The organism is Candidatus Gracilibacteria bacterium (genome assembly GCA_041658685.1).
GTDB lineage: Bacteria > Patescibacteriota > Gracilibacteria > UBA1369 > UBA12473 > JBAZZS01.
The window spans coordinates 380,549-394,786 of record JBAZZS010000002.1 but is presented as its reverse complement, the minus strand read 5'-3'; the positions used below and the strand labels follow the sequence as shown (position 1 = coordinate 394,786).

At 39.8% G+C, this 14,238-nt stretch carries 12 protein-coding genes, 2 tRNA genes and 1 other RNA gene; 8 read left to right on the top strand and 7 right to left on the bottom strand.

Features of this window, described 5'->3' with window-relative positions:
• Positions 1-16: 16 nt before the first annotated feature.
• Complete coding sequence (locus WC882_04265; protein MFA5842850.1) at positions 17-976, bottom strand: PIN domain-containing protein; 960 nt, start codon at positions 974-976, stop codon at positions 17-19.
• 153 nt (positions 977-1,129) lie between these two features.
• On the opposite strand from WC882_04265, the gene WC882_04260 reads away from it, so the two are divergent.
• On the top strand, positions 1,130-3,937 hold the full coding sequence (locus WC882_04260) for a P-loop NTPase fold protein (protein ID MFA5842849.1): 2,808 nt from the start codon (positions 1,130-1,132) through the stop codon (positions 3,935-3,937).
• Positions 3,938-4,108: 171 nt separating this feature from the next.
• Here the strand turns inward: WC882_04260 and WC882_04255 are convergent, their stop codons facing one another.
• On the bottom strand, positions 4,109-4,651 hold the full coding sequence (locus WC882_04255) for a hypothetical protein (protein ID MFA5842848.1): 543 nt from the start codon (positions 4,649-4,651) through the stop codon (positions 4,109-4,111).
• Positions 4,652-4,751: 100 nt separating this feature from the next.
• On the opposite strand from WC882_04255, the gene WC882_04250 reads away from it, so the two are divergent.
• From WC882_04250 to WC882_04240, 3 genes are all read left to right on the top strand, one after another.
• Complete coding sequence (locus tag WC882_04250; GenBank protein MFA5842847.1) at positions 4,752-4,967, top strand: helix-turn-helix transcriptional regulator; 216 nt, start codon at positions 4,752-4,754, stop codon at positions 4,965-4,967.
• 284 nt (positions 4,968-5,251) lie between these two features.
• The gene (locus WC882_04245) at positions 5,252-5,854 is read left to right on the top strand and encodes a hypothetical protein (protein MFA5842846.1); all 603 of its coding nucleotides are present in this window, start codon (positions 5,252-5,254) and stop codon (positions 5,852-5,854) included.
• 108 nt (positions 5,855-5,962) lie between these two features.
• Positions 5,963-6,952 (top strand): site-specific integrase, encoded by a 990-nt coding sequence (locus WC882_04240; GenBank protein MFA5842845.1) that lies wholly within the window; start codon positions 5,963-5,965, stop codon positions 6,950-6,952.
• On the opposite strand, the gene WC882_04235 is transcribed toward WC882_04240, so the two are convergent.
• Entirely contained in the window at positions 6,949-7,845 is an 897-nt protein-coding gene (locus WC882_04235) for a tyrosine-type recombinase/integrase (GenBank protein MFA5842844.1), read from the bottom strand. The genes WC882_04240 and WC882_04235 overlap by 4 nt on opposite strands.
• A 50-nt stretch (positions 7,846-7,895) precedes the next feature.
• Positions 7,896-7,970: transfer RNA gene (locus tag WC882_04230), tRNA-Thr, on the bottom strand.
• 293 nt (positions 7,971-8,263) lie between these two features.
• On the opposite strand from WC882_04230, the gene WC882_04225 reads away from it, so the two are divergent.
• Together WC882_04225 and WC882_04220 are read left to right on the top strand one after the other, a co-directional pair.
• On the top strand, positions 8,264-9,748 hold the full coding sequence (locus WC882_04225; protein ID MFA5842843.1) for a sodium:solute symporter: 1,485 nt from the start codon (positions 8,264-8,266) through the stop codon (positions 9,746-9,748).
• A 10-nt stretch (positions 9,749-9,758) separates the two neighbouring features.
• A complete protein-coding gene (locus WC882_04220; GenBank protein ID MFA5842842.1) occupies positions 9,759-10,181 on the top strand; it encodes a hypothetical protein in 423 nt (140 codons plus the stop codon).
• Here WC882_04220 and WC882_04215 read toward each other — a convergent pair.
• The 3 genes from WC882_04215 to WC882_04205 all read right to left on the bottom strand — a co-directional run bounded on the left by WC882_04215 (position 10,155) and on the right by WC882_04205 (position 13,787).
• Positions 10,155-11,360 carry a pyridoxal phosphate-dependent aminotransferase gene (locus WC882_04215; GenBank protein MFA5842841.1) on the bottom strand — a complete coding sequence of 402 codons (1,206 nt, stop codon included), beginning with the start codon at positions 11,358-11,360 and terminating at the stop codon, positions 10,155-10,157. The genes WC882_04220 and WC882_04215 overlap by 27 nt on opposite strands.
• 330 nt (positions 11,361-11,690) lie before the next feature.
• A non-coding RNA gene (gene ssrS / locus WC882_04210) (6S RNA) lies at positions 11,691-11,850 on the bottom strand.
• 1,229 nt (positions 11,851-13,079) lie between these two features.
• Positions 13,080-13,787 (bottom strand): site-2 protease family protein, encoded by a 708-nt coding sequence (locus WC882_04205; GenBank protein MFA5842840.1) that lies wholly within the window; start codon positions 13,785-13,787, stop codon positions 13,080-13,082.
• Between the two features lie 87 nt (positions 13,788-13,874).
• Here WC882_04205 and rpmB point away from each other — a divergent pair, with 87 nt between their 5' ends.
• Together rpmB and WC882_04195 are read left to right on the top strand one after the other, a co-directional pair.
• Complete coding sequence (gene rpmB / locus WC882_04200; GenBank protein MFA5842839.1) at positions 13,875-14,066, top strand: 50S ribosomal protein L28; 192 nt, start codon at positions 13,875-13,877, stop codon at positions 14,064-14,066.
• A gap of 4 nt (positions 14,067-14,070) precedes the next feature.
• Positions 14,071-14,162: transfer RNA gene (locus tag WC882_04195), tRNA-Ser, on the top strand.
• Positions 14,163-14,238: the final 76 nt, after the last annotated feature.

The following is a 14,238-nucleotide window of genomic DNA, read 5'->3' as shown; positions in this document are numbered from 1 at the left end:
AAATAAAAAACTATCATTACACAATCTTCAATTTGCTATATAGAGTTAGGTAACCACAAAAGGGACAAACTAAACCAGTCCCATACAAAAGATTATCTTTATGTTCCATAAATATTTTACCGCAGGCAGAACATTGGAATTTATCTGGTGAAAAAACAGCTAAATATGGTTTTTCATGAATCCTACAAGTTCTACAAAAGTTATGATCTTCACAAGGGTTAGCATCTGTTTTAGTTAAAAAATCAAGCAATTCATTAAATCCGGTTCGATATTCCAAATCTACTGCGTATTGCCTCAAATCTCTTTGAATTTCTGGATACAATTCCCCATTACAGCCATAATCTGAATCCTGTGTCACTACAAATACTTTACAGTCTTTTTTCTCTCCTTCTTTTCGCTCCACAAAGATATCATGCAAGCATTCCAAAATTGACTCAAAAGCGATGCAATCGTTGATACGATCAGCCCTTTGTTTTTTTGGATTTGTACTAAACGGGGGGACCTTATTTGCAACTCTTTTTCTAGCATTTTTATCAGCTTGCTCCGTCCAATCTAGAGCAAAAACCGTCGGATGTATAAAAATTTCTTCAAGATATTTCTTGCAATTATCACCCTGCTTTTCAATAAGCGCTAAAATTGCCTTCTTTGTTTGAAAATATTCCCCCTTCTTAACTTGAGTTCCTGAATCCAATATCTTCCCGACTTCCCGACTGAAATCTAACAACTTATCCCCAACCTTTCTATAAATTTCAGACACAATTACTTCTGGTAGCAATAAATTCAAAGCTCTTTTATAAACACTTATTCTTAGTTTTTCAAATCGTTCCACCAATGGAGCAAAAAAAACCCTTAAAAGGTTATCTTTGTTAACATTCTTTCTTCCTAGGTTTCTGACAAACAGATCAATATTTTGATTAAATAGAGGGTCAAGCAAATAACTCAAAAAGGAACTAGTATCTACGAAAACGAAAGCCATAACATAAATTAAAATTTAACATCAAAAGTTTACTCCTTCAAATAAATTGATGCTATACGCCCACCACTCGAATCATCACTTTTAAAATCTTCAATAGAAAATTAAGCATTTTTAGCTTAAAATAAGCGAGTATAAAGAACTAAAAATACGAAAATGAAAAAAATGGCAACAAACATAAAATGGTTTCTAGGAACTTGGCTCCTAACAGGGTTTATTTTTGAATTTGCCCAGAGTACCACCTATGAAAAAATTAAAGTAGCCCACCAATCCCTTACATCAGATTTTAAGATCACTATTTTTCTTTGTGCAATATTAATTTCATGTCTAATAGGCTGGAAATTTCTTGGATTTTCGCGAAAAATTCTTGAAACTAACAGATTCGACGTAATCTTTTCCATTTTTTTCGGATTACTGGTATCAGCCTGTTTAAACAAAAAAATAATTGAGCAAAGCGATCTCCTAATTGGACACTTACTGTTTTTGAATTTAATCCTACTGCCGGCTACAATTTTAAGTTGGGCGGAAACATTTAAAAAGAAAAAAAAGATAGAATCAAACTTCTATAGCGATAATCCCGAAGAAGAGCTCGATTTACTTGATACAAAAGCAGAAGCAGAAAATTTTGCCCTGACAGTAGTCGATAATCTCTCAACAAAAAATTTCGTATTCGCGATTGATGCACCTTGGGGACTAGGAAAAACAACTTTCCTGAAATATTGCAAAAAATATTGGGCAGAAAAAAACAAAGATAGCGTTATTGTGCTTAATTTTGAAGCACTCCGCTTTAAAAACTCAAAAGAAATGTTTAACTGTTTCATCTCTGAGGTATTAAGCGGGATACAACGGGACCATTATTTGCCTGAAGTTACAGGCGGGTTAAAACGCTACGCAAGAACAATTAGTGATTTTGGAGTCAGGCTCTGGGGGATTTCTTTCAATAAATCCAGGATAGATTCTTGGGAAGACAGACTTGATGAACTAAAAAAAGATTTGAAATTCTGCCCAAAAAAAATAATCGTCATAATAGATGACTTAGACAGATTGTACTTCAAGGAAATAAAAATAATATTCGATATTGTCAAAAAAAGCTTCGACCTGCCAAATGTGAACTATATCCTTTGTTACGATACCGAGGTATTAACAGCGGTAAGCAGTAAATCAGAGCATCGAAAATTTATTGAATACTCAGAAAAAATAATAAACATTAAAAAAACCCTCATAATAAAAAGAAATAAAGTACGTGATTACTTCTTAGAAGAAGCACTAAAAATATTTCCAACGTCTGAAGGGAAAATTCTCGAAGCTATTGATGTCATTTTTTCACCTAATGAATTCTACTACTATAAAAATTTTGTGGGCGATCTTCGGAAAGTAAAAAGGGTATTGAACTTAATGAAGTTACAGATCAGGGAAAACCAAAAATTTAATGCGATAGATATAAACTTTCTAGATTTACTAAACCTTATTTTTATATATACGAATTATCCAAAAACTTTTAGGGCTATTTATGATAGTGAAACTGATGGGGGAAATGGCATATTTGCACTTAGATACAACTTCTTAGGTAAAGATAGCGAAAAGGAAAAATACAAAAACACTAAAGAATATACCACCTATCTTGAAAATCTTCCTGATCCTAACGAAAAATTTCTACTTCAAAAAGTATTCGACGAAAAAAGGGTAGAAAAAATAGATATCACACGAAAACAATTTTCAACTTGGGCATGTTTTAACGGAGCTTCATTAGGAGAGGGTAGAAACCTAGAAGAATACCTAAAAGTGATCCAAGGTGGACTGCTAGATGTAGGTACCCAATTTTCCTTTTATGAAAACCTGGTCGATGAATTGATTAAAGGAGAAACTACTATCGAAAAAATTTCTGATAGGCTTAAAAAAATTGAGTCTCAAAAAAACTTTGAGAAACATATCAGCTTGCTCTTTCGACATATTGCAAAAAACATAGACCGCATTCCTTATGAAAAGACAAATGAACTCATCGAATTTATCCTAAGCCACCTCAAGGAATTTACCCCCTACGGAGAAAGCGGCTGGGATGACGGACTAAGTAGAAACTTAATCTTAGATTTGATATTTATTCTTAATAAGAAAGGGGAAAAAGATACTAAAGAAATAGCTGACCAAATTTTTCGGGACCAAGGAATAGTAGAAAGAATAAGTAAAGACAATGGGATAGTAGGGTTTTATAAACTACTTAACTTTAGGCTATATTGCTGTATTGATCGCGAGGGCGGTTTTGACAATATTTATAAAGCCTTAATCGATCATCAAAACCCATCCGAAAAAACAGAAATGAACGGTAATATCATCGATCTTCTTAAAAAAGAAATGCGAGAATTATCTCAAAAATGTTATTCAATTTTCAAAGAAAAATTCTCCAAAAAAAATCTATTTGAAGAGGTAAAAAATGCTAAAATTGAAACTATCGTAAAATATGAAAAACCGCTAAATCCAATCGACGAACAGGTTATCCGGAACTCCTTTATAGCTTTCATTATTTATCAAATATCAAATATTGAAATACACACGGGTATAGGGTGTGGATATTACAACCTGAAAGGAAAGACTGACCGCCAAAAAATTAAAAAGGATTTTAATGAATATCTATTTAATACCTGTTTTGACACGAAAATTAATTTAACCAATGTTTTTTATTTTCTTGATTTTATTATGATGTTCTCTTCGGTAAAAACCGAAAATGAACAAAGGCAAGAGGGAAAATTAGATGAAATTAAATTTGGAATTCAAAAGCTAGAAAAAACTTTAGAAAAAAATCAACTCAAAAAATATTGGATTGCCAACCATGAATTTATCAAAAAAACATGCAACGAAAGAAAAGCTGACCGCACTGTGTACGAATACGGAAAAACTATGTACTACAAAGAAAATTTAAAGCTGGTTTTCGAAATGCTGGATACCCTGCTTCCCCGCAAGAAGAAATAAAAACATCGTATTAAAAACTTTATCCTTTGAAGCTGATTACCAGTTAAAATTCAAATAGAGTGTCTCGAAACTATCGAAAAATCGACTGACAAAAACCGGCTTCACACAAACAAAATCCAAGCATGTGCCGTATAATTGAGGTATAGTTTCGGGACAAAAAATACAATTTTTTTATCCAATTTTCCATTCTCACTTAATCGTGCAGTCGCTCAAGGTGACGTTAAACGACATTCCATCATTTCTCCCTTGCAGAGTCACGGACTGCCCCGGGGATAACGTCGCAGCCTTTTCTCCCTCTGAAGATTTCAGAAAACACTGAACCGTGATAATTATATCGTCAGATTTTAAGGTTACGTATTGTTTGCCAAACGATTCTGCAATAGAGCCAACCCTTCCTGTCACTTCAAGGGTTTTATCTTTGTATTTTGAGTCCGCAGCGATTTCGTTTTGCTGATACTCCGAGACAAGCTGTGAGGAAGTTATGCTAATCACCTCTTCGGGCTGAACAGTCACAGTAGAGGAGCTCGTGCCTTTATCAGGAGAGCCAAGAGCAGAAACGGCTACCACAAATACAACCAGCCCTAAAATGCCGGTCAAAATTTTGTGGCGCATAAACCAGCTCCTAAGATCAGCCTGACAATGCTTGCACTTTTTGGCGTCTCCCTGGATGAGTTCAGCGCATTTGGGACATTTTTTGTTTGGTTGGTCTGGCATATATAGAGTGGGTTAAAAAATTTTACAGATTAAAACGAATCAAAACGCAATCAATATATCCCATTTTGGGATATCCGAAAATAGGATTTAGCATTCTTTCATGACCAGCCTCCACACAAAAGCTTACGGAGAAGTGATCGAGCGCCTAAAGAAAGCACGAATAAATGCAGGTTTAACTCAGGTCGAAGTAGCCAGAAAAATGAAAAAACCTCAGTCCTATGTTTCAAAGGTTGAGAACCGACAAAGAAGGCTCGACATTCTTGAAGTTCGGGAACTTGCGAATCTATACAAAGTGAAGTTAGACGACTTGATCTAAGCCTCACGCGATTTTTTAAGTATTGAGGCTAATTTTGCGATGCTTCGTTTATGAACGAGCAAAATAATCAGACAGAAAAGCCGGCTCGAATTTCAGGGAAAAATGCTACGCCACGCAAAATTTCGTCCGGAAACGGTAGAAAACTTCAAGGATAAGATTATTCGCTTTAAAAAGCCACAAAATGAAACTCTTTAAAAAAAGTTCTGTACCGTTTCGGGACAAAAAGGGGTGGTGTATAGTTTTTGGGGTAAAAGATACCCATGAAAATAAGCTAAAAACCACTTATGTTTTCAAAAAACTTCCTCCAATATCTCTATTGGCTATCAAAATCGAAAACTTTTAACAAAAAAATCTCTGAAATAAAATATACGATTTTTAACACAAGCAAAACCACCTTCTCCCCACATGTATTTCTAGAAACTTTGGCGGATGAATATGAAATCCCGAAAAATTACAGAAAAGATTTTAATTATTTCGTTTTAGGAGGGACCTTAAATAACACAGAAACTCATGGAATCAGCGAAGGAGAAACAAAAAACATTAAAGTAAAAGGACCTGCAATTATTCTGGTGTTAAAGAAGTTGCAAAGTAGAAATGAATTTATTTCCCTTTGGGAAAACATAAGGGTCTTACAAACCGGAAAGCCAAAAACTCACGGAGCCAAAAAAAAAGAAATCTACATAGGAGTATTATTTAAAGGTCAAAAAAGATGGCGAGGTAAAACCGATTTCGACGAAGTTTTTAAATGGTACAAACTTCGAAAACAACCTCTACCCTGGGAGGGTGTACACCAAGAAGTTCTTAAAGAAGATACACGGAACGGAATCTACAAAGAAACAATCCGTACCGCCGTAAAACGCCTAGAAAAAATCATCAATCACTTTTAAACAAACATCGAATAGTAAGCATTCGCTGTCCTGATGTAGTGAGGTTTTTTACCGTAACCTAAAAATGCTCGAGCGCTTAAGCATTCACTATTAATTAAAAACTATATTATGGACAATGTTACAGTTCCATCAAACTTATTTCACTTTCCTTTTTCTGAGGAGGAATGGGGTAAAATTACTTCTCGGATCAAGGAGGGTGAGACTCCCCTATTGTCCCACTGGGAAGACTTCGTCAACAGGTACATCCGTCTCGGCAGAAGTTTAAGCACGGTCAGCAATATTAGAGAGACTATTACTTATCTCCTGAGGAGCACAAATATTGCTAGCATCGAAGGGACGAACGATGCGCGATTTGTAGCCGATGAACTTTTTAAATTGATGCAAGAAAGGGGGTTTAGTAGGGTCACTTTCAACTCTTATTTAAAGAATCTAAATACGTATTTTATTTGGATGCATAAAAATAATTTCATCACAGAAAACAACGTTAGAAAAGTTGAAAGATGCAGTGAGCAAATAAATGAACAACTAGTTTTAAACGAGACTCAAATCAAGGAAATCTTTGATCTCGTACTAAAGAGACGACAAACACGATTACAACGGCTTAGAAACCTTTGCTTTGTATCACTTCTTGCGTTCACAGGAGCACGTCCAAGCGAGATCGCAAATATAAAAATGTCTGAAATTAAAAAAGACAGCAATGGACTTTATAGACTTCGGGTTCAAGGGGCGAAACAAAACAACCGTGCTCGGTATTATCAGCTGGATTCCTGGGTTCGAGATTCCGTTCTCAACTACATGGAGTACAAAAATAAACTTCGCCCCGATGAACCGTATCTGCTAATTTCCAGTTCAAAGAAAAAACCATGGGGCAAAAAAGGTATTGTCTATTTTATGAAAAAAATAAGCAATGAACTAGGATACCGGGTAAATTGTTACGGATTTAGGCGTTACGTGGCAACTCGCCTCTACCTTGCGAACACATCCATAGATAAAATTGCTGATTATTTAGGTCACGTTGATACAGATACAACCAAAAGATATATCGAATCAACATGCGCCAACACCATTGCGGCAAGCCAAATCCTTAAACAACTTTAATTCAACATATGCATCTCCACAGCCTTACTCATCTGCTGGTTGGAGCATGCGAGATAAATAGTGGTCGTCGTGATCTTCGTATGACCCATGAGCTTGGAGAGGGTGTAGATATCGCACCCTCCTTCAAGCATCAGACGAGCAAAGGCATGACGAAGCGTATGAGCAGAAAATTTAAGCTTGGTGACCTCTTTTAATCTGGAAATCAAGTTTACGATTGCCCGACGCTCCAACGGCTGATCTTTCTGCACTGCCGTGAATAAATGTGGACTCTTCTTTTTGAGCCGCCTACGATCCTTCAAATATTCATCTAAAATGGTCACCAGCTTGCCGTTGATAGGAACCATGCGGTCCTTGCTTCCCTTCCCTTGATTTACGAACAAAGTACGCTCAGACAACGAAATATCGTTGAGTTTTAAATTCAGTGCCTCCCCGCGCCGAAGACCGGCGAGCAACATCACTCCAATCAAGGCACGGTTACGGTATCGCTCGAAATGGTAGGCATAAGGAATATGGTAAGCGGCATCAAGAATTTTTTGAGCTTCGTCCTTTGTGAGAGTCTTCGGAAGACGTTGCTCCATGCGGGGCTTCTCTATATCGACAAGTGGATTCACATCCAAATGCCCCTCCTTTATCAGCCACTTCATAAAAGTATTGAGATATTTGTGATAGTGCCGGAAGGTTGCTGCACTCCACTTCCGTTCAAGCCTGCCCTTGTAAAACCACTGCTCAAAAATATGCTTATTGAGATCTAAGGGGTAAACAGCCCCGGATTCGCGCAAAAACCACCCGCAATTGTTTCGGTAGTTTTTAAGAGTTTCTTGGGCGTAGTTACGAATAACCAAACAATACTGAACATACTGAGCCAAAAGAGACTCGAGTGTAGGGCTTTCCATGGCTTTGGGATTAAAAATAAGCCGGAAGCACCCTCCCTGTCATTTAAAAATGGAGCCGCCTCGGGGAATCGGACCCCGGACCCCGCCCTTACCATGGGCGTGCTCTACCCCTGAGCTAAGGCGGCTTACGATCGAATTGTAGGAGCCCGGAGGCATCATACATGCCGAGCAGGGCTCTGGACACCAATCAAACTTTGGGGTATCCTTTTTAGTTAGCCATTCGTGCCTTCCCGAGCGGAGGAGTACATCCTTACCATGGGCGTGCTCTACCCCTGAGCTAAGGCGGCTTAATCTTGCGCCAAACGTGCGAAATGTAGCATACGCAAAAAAACGAGACAAGAGAAAGCGCTGTTGTTCCTTTTTGACTTTTCCCTCCAGCCAACCTAATAATAAAAACAGACAATAAAAATCTTCTTTTATGCCGCTCATTACCATTTTCATCGTCTCGTCTATTTTCATCGCAATCTTCATTGGACTTCGTGCCGGGAAAGAGATCAAAAATAAACGAGAAAATTTTTATGTGGCAGGGAGAAAATGGTCCTGGGGAATCGTGGGATTTGCGTTGATGGCTCAAGCCATTGATGGAAATGCAACGCTCGGCAGTACGGGACTTGGGTTTGATTTTGGGTTTTGGGCCGCCGCGGCCATGCCCCTCGGATTGGCACTTTCCCTTTTTTTGTTGGGCAAATTTTTTGCCCCCAAATTAAATCAGATGAAACTCATGACTTTGGCTGATTTTTTCAAAATAAAATACAACCGTAAAATTGAAATCATTGCCTCTTTATTCATGCTTTTATGTTTTGGAGTTTTGTTAGCAGGCAACATCGCTGCCATCGCCATTTTGCTCATGAATTTCATCCCATTCCACTACGAAACCCTGGTGATTTTAACCTGTTTGGCGATTTTGCTTTATTGTCTTCGCGGAGGCATTATTTCCGATCTTTATTCCGACCTATGGCAACTTTCCTTGCTGACCGTCGGCATAGTGGGAACTTTCATTTTTATCCTTTGGAAATTTGATTTCACAACCTTTTTTGGATCTAGTGTCTTTACGGAAAGTACTGACTTAAGCCAATTGTCTACGCTTGCCAACGGAGGGTTAATCAACTGGGCAACAATCGTCGCCCTAGGCTTTGGAAACCTGTTGGCCATTGATTTCAACTCCCGCATTTTTGCCGCTCAATCCTCCCGAGCCGCCCAAAAAGGATGTTATTGGGGTGGATTTTTAACCCTTTTGATCGGGCTTCCCTTTGCATTCTTGGCACCAATACTTCATTTTTTAAATGTAGTTCCCTCGGAAGGAATGCCGGTCCTTCTCACCTTTACTACAACCCTCTTACCTCCCGTTATCGCGGGATTTTTACTTGCCGGAATCATCGCAGCCGCCCTTTCCACCATTGATGGCGCCATGTTGAGTATGGGAAATATTCTCACTCAAAATCTTTTGCGCATCCAAGACGACCTCGAAGATCAAGAAAACGAAGAATCCGAAAAAACGTTTTTATATTTATCTCGCCTTTCCTTAGCTCCCATTGCCTGTATTGCCATGATTTTCGCTATTTTACTTCCCTCTCCCGGAGTGTTATTGACCGTAGCTTTTGATATTATGTTTTCCAGTCTACTTGCTCCTTTTGTCTTTGCTTTTTATCTCAAAAAGCCAAACATTACGGCAGCTCTTTATTCCATTTCCACAGGATTTTTAATCCGTTTTTTATTCTGGATTTTCACTCCCACTTCTTTTGGGGTGGAAAACAGCATTCTCTATATCCCCAACTCCTTTTTATCCGCCAATTGGGATGGAATGGGAACCATCCTCTCTCCACTCATCGCGTTGATCGTTTACGCCCTTATTTATTCTTTCTCTAAAAACTCAAAATCCTCCAAACTCATTCTTGATTCTTAATTTTTAACTCATGATCCACGACACAAAATTCAAAAACCTCCTCAAAAAACAAAATATACTCAAAAATATCACGGTTTTGGTCTCTTCAATGGTCTTAACACTTTGGATGATCCCTTATGCCCAAGCCATTGGAGAAAAAGGATTGGATGCTTTTTTCTTTTTAAGCATTTTCCCTTTGGGCGCCATGTTCGCTTATTTTGCGTTTCGCTATTCAGACACCCATATTGACTCCACGGAGCATCGCATCTTAGCCGATCTTTCTACTTTTATTTTCCTTTTAATCATTTGCACCTCTGTTGCCTTTGCCGTAGTTCTGACCGCCATTGCCATGCCTCCCCTAAAATTCCCGGTCATTGTGTTGGCGGTTCTATTGATAGCCGGATGTCTGATGTACGATTTCTGGAATCTATACTGCAATTTGATGCGAAAATAAATTCTTATTTTCCCCCCACCACTCCTCGATTCGCTTCATCCCTTCTTCGATATCTTTTTCCGACCCGCTAAAGCAAAACCGAAGATGCCCTTTTCCTGTGGGGCCAAACGCATGCCCCGGCGTGGTTACGACCTGTTTTTCATCTAATAAGCGATCCGCCAACGTCTGGTCATCAATATTGGCCACAATTTTCGGGAAAATATAATACGCGCCCCGGGGCTTCACGTACGAAAACAAATCCGGCATTCGATCAAACCAGGAACACATCTGGTCTCGCCTCTTGTGCAAATCACTCAATTCTCCGGCCAATTCACTGTCCGGAAGATCCAGCGCCCGCAACGCCGCAATCTGAGAAATGCGCGGAGCGGAAACCACGGTATTGTCATGCACTTTCATCAATTGTCGAATCACTTCTTCCTGGGCTACCACATACCCCACGCGCCACCCGGTCATCGAATATTTTTTGGAAAACGACTGAATCACGATCGTGTTTTCTCGAATCAACTCAATATTCAAAGGATGAAATAACTTCGCGCCATCAAAAACCATGGCTTCATACGGTTCATCCAACACCAACCATAAATTATTTTCTTTCACCACTTGCGCAATGAGTTCGAGATCTTTTTGCGTATAAATATGCCCGGTCGGATTATTGGGGTTGATCAAAATCAAAGCCTTGGTCTTGGGCGTAATCGCTTTACGAAGCGTTTCTTCATGCAACCCCCATCCAATGGATTCATCCAGAGACACATAACGCGGCATCACACCCGTAACCTCCATTTCTTCAATATGAGAAGCAAACCCGGGATCCATGACCGCAATTTCATCCCCGGGATCCGCCAAAACCTGAATCAAAGCCATAATGCCTTCCATCGCGCCCACAGTGATCAAAACCTGCTGCATGGAGATGGAAAACCCATATTTTTTAGGCCAAAAATCCGCGATTTTTTGCCTCAATTCCGGCAAACCGGGAACCGGAGAATAACGATCAATCAACGGATCCGTTTTTAACGCTTCCACCACCGCTTTCCGTATTTCGGGATGCGTTTGAGTCACCGGCACCCCCCATCCAAACGAAATCACATTTTTGTACTCTGTGGCGCGCAACGCCATTTTCTTAATCGCAGACACCTCAATTCGTGAAATTCGATGACTAAATGCTCGCCTTAAATGACTCATAAAATAAAATTAAAAGTGTTTTCGCGTGCTAAAACATTAACTCATAACCCGAAACTTGTCAAACGCTAGGCGCCCTCAATATAATCTCTAATTTTCCTTAAAAACATTCTAAATCAAATTAAATAGGTATTTGGACGGAAAGGGGAAATTTTTGTGAGCATTTTTAAGGAAGAGGACGCGAGGATCATGTATCCGAGCGTCCAACTCCCATGCGAACAAAAATTCTCCCCAACCGTCCAAATTCATCCACATGGATTTAAAATGGGTTGTAAGAAAAATCCCGCCTTACGGCAGGATCTTCCTTAAACGCATAGTAGAAGGAGCTTGCGCACCTTCCCCTCCATGCCGTAAAGACCCGAATACTTACCCCTGAAGAAGTCAGGTGGGTTCCCGCATCTCTCGGTCACAACCGAAAGAAATATTGAGATCCCTTAAAACGAAAAAGGTGAGAGAGTATTTTATAGGCCTTAGACGAACACGGAAGAGCAAAATCTATTGTACTCCAAAATAAAAATTCGTCAAAAAAATCACTTGGGGTTTTCGGAAATTCGACTTACAAAATACTCCAAGGGTTGTTCGATATCACCATCTTCCCCTGGAAAAACAACTCGACAATGAACTCCGCTAGCTACCAAAGTTCTTTTAATTGCACTCCTGGATCTCATCACCGGATCCATCCTATTAGGAACAACCACAAGCAAAGCATCTGGCGGAACACGATCCAAAGAAGAAACCTTTAAAATGTTATCCTTTGATTTTTGTCCTTGTCCTCCGGAAGGGTCATAGACAACAACAACCCCTTCACCCTGCCCTTCAAATCCAAATCGCCTTCGAACTTCAATGCTTACCTTCTGCAATAATGCTGGCCCCTGATCTTTTCGTGATTGCCGTGTTTTTTCAACAGCCGCTAAGCGGGCCGCCCGCAACGCCTCTGTATCTATCCATCCCCCTTCAGGCATAATTTTGGGGGATTTTTTCTCTTTTGACGACCTTGATGGTTTTGATGGCTTCTTAGCCTCCTCTTCTTTCTGCCGTTGTTCAAACATTTTCTGCAATAAACAAATCGATTCCACGTAAGCCAATCCTTCAAGAAATACGGAAAAAAGAAAAGGCATGTCAAAATTATACTGAGGGAGTAACAAGGGAGAGGGGGCAACGACGGAAGAATCAGGTGTTACGATTTTTATTCTCCCTGAAAGAGATTCTGCGATCGTCAGGGGATTAGGTACTTGCTGCCGTTGACTTCTACTTCTCATCGCATTAATTGCTGGGTTGGGTAGCTGAATTTTACATCTATCTACAAAACTCTGTCCCGCCAACCTCAAATTTAAACATTGCCTCGTCACTTGACTCTGCAACTCTATTAGAGAATTTCTATCACGGGTTAAATTTTCGATATCAGCCAAATCCGCAATCTTAGAATCCGATTCCTGAAATACGGCAGCCCCTTCTTTATCGTTAAAAAAACGACTCGCTTTGTTTTTTAAGTCTTGTAAATAACGACCAAAATCCCGGAGAGATTTGGGTTCATCTAAAAATTTTCCGACTTGGGCTACCACTTCATGAGCCGGACTGGTATTTGTCCCCTCGGAAGGAATCCACTTATCAATTTCAGCATCAAGTACTGCCAAGGGTGACCCCTCCGGATAGCTTAATCGATCTAAAGTATCCCCATTTGCTCCTGTTTTCAAGGAGGTAAGAGATCCCGTCACCACATAATTATCGAGAGAAGGAATCAATTCCATAAAAAAACCTTCTTAAAAAAACAAGTGGATAAAATAAACAAAAAACCAATTCCTGTCAAGTTCCAATCAAAATAAAAGAACTCACCAGATCGTAAAGCGTATACATCACCTTATCGAGCACGGAAAACCCCAACATGGAGGACAACACAAATGAATCCACCAAAATAAATCCGATAAACCACTTCATCCCATCCGCTAAAAACAATTGGTAACGATGATAATAGCCATCTGGCACAAAAATTCCAACAATCTTAGACCCATCCAAGGGAGGCAACGGTAACAAATTAAAAAGCCCCAAGATCAAACACAAATCAAACACCGCTCTTAAAAAATTCGTCACCTCCAGAGATGCGCCATGCGCCAAAAGATATTTATACGGCATGGCCACCGCCACGGCGAGTAAAAAATTAGACATCGGGCCGGCCAACGACACCAAGGCCGAATCCCGTTTGGGATTACTAAAATTATTCGGGTTCACGGGCACGGGTTTTCCCCATCCAAATCCGATCAAAAACAACATCACGGTTCCCCAAAAATCCAAATGTTTAAGCGGATTTAAGGTGATACGACCGTAATATTTCGCCGTGGGATCCCCTAAATAATTGGCGGTCCACGCATGCGAAAATTCGTGAATCGTCACTGAAATCACCAGCGCAACAATAAAAAATAATTCAGTCATCATAACGGCCTCACTCTAACACGCACAATTTCCCTTGCCAAAACGAAAAGTCCATAGTATTCTCACCCGCGCTATATAACCTGATTTTGTATGTCAAGAATGTGTGCACATTGCGGGAAAAAGCCCCAAACGGGGAACCTCGTCAGCTACTCTCAACGCAAAACGTTGCGCCGTTTCAATCCCAATTTATTCTGGAAACGAATCTGGGATGCGGCCACTAAAAGCTTTAATCGAACTCGAATCTGCAGCCGCTGCTTAAAAGCCAAAAGCAAAAAAGTCTAAGCGTGGAGAGGTCGCATAGAGGCCGAGTGCGCTCGCTTGGAAAGCGAGTACCCGCTGTAAGGTGGGTCGCGAGTTCGAATCTCGCCCTCTCCGCCACTTCCGTAGCGCCACAACGTGGCGCGAAGGAAGTTGAGTAGCGATTGATTTTCAGTGAATCATTGAATTTTCAGGA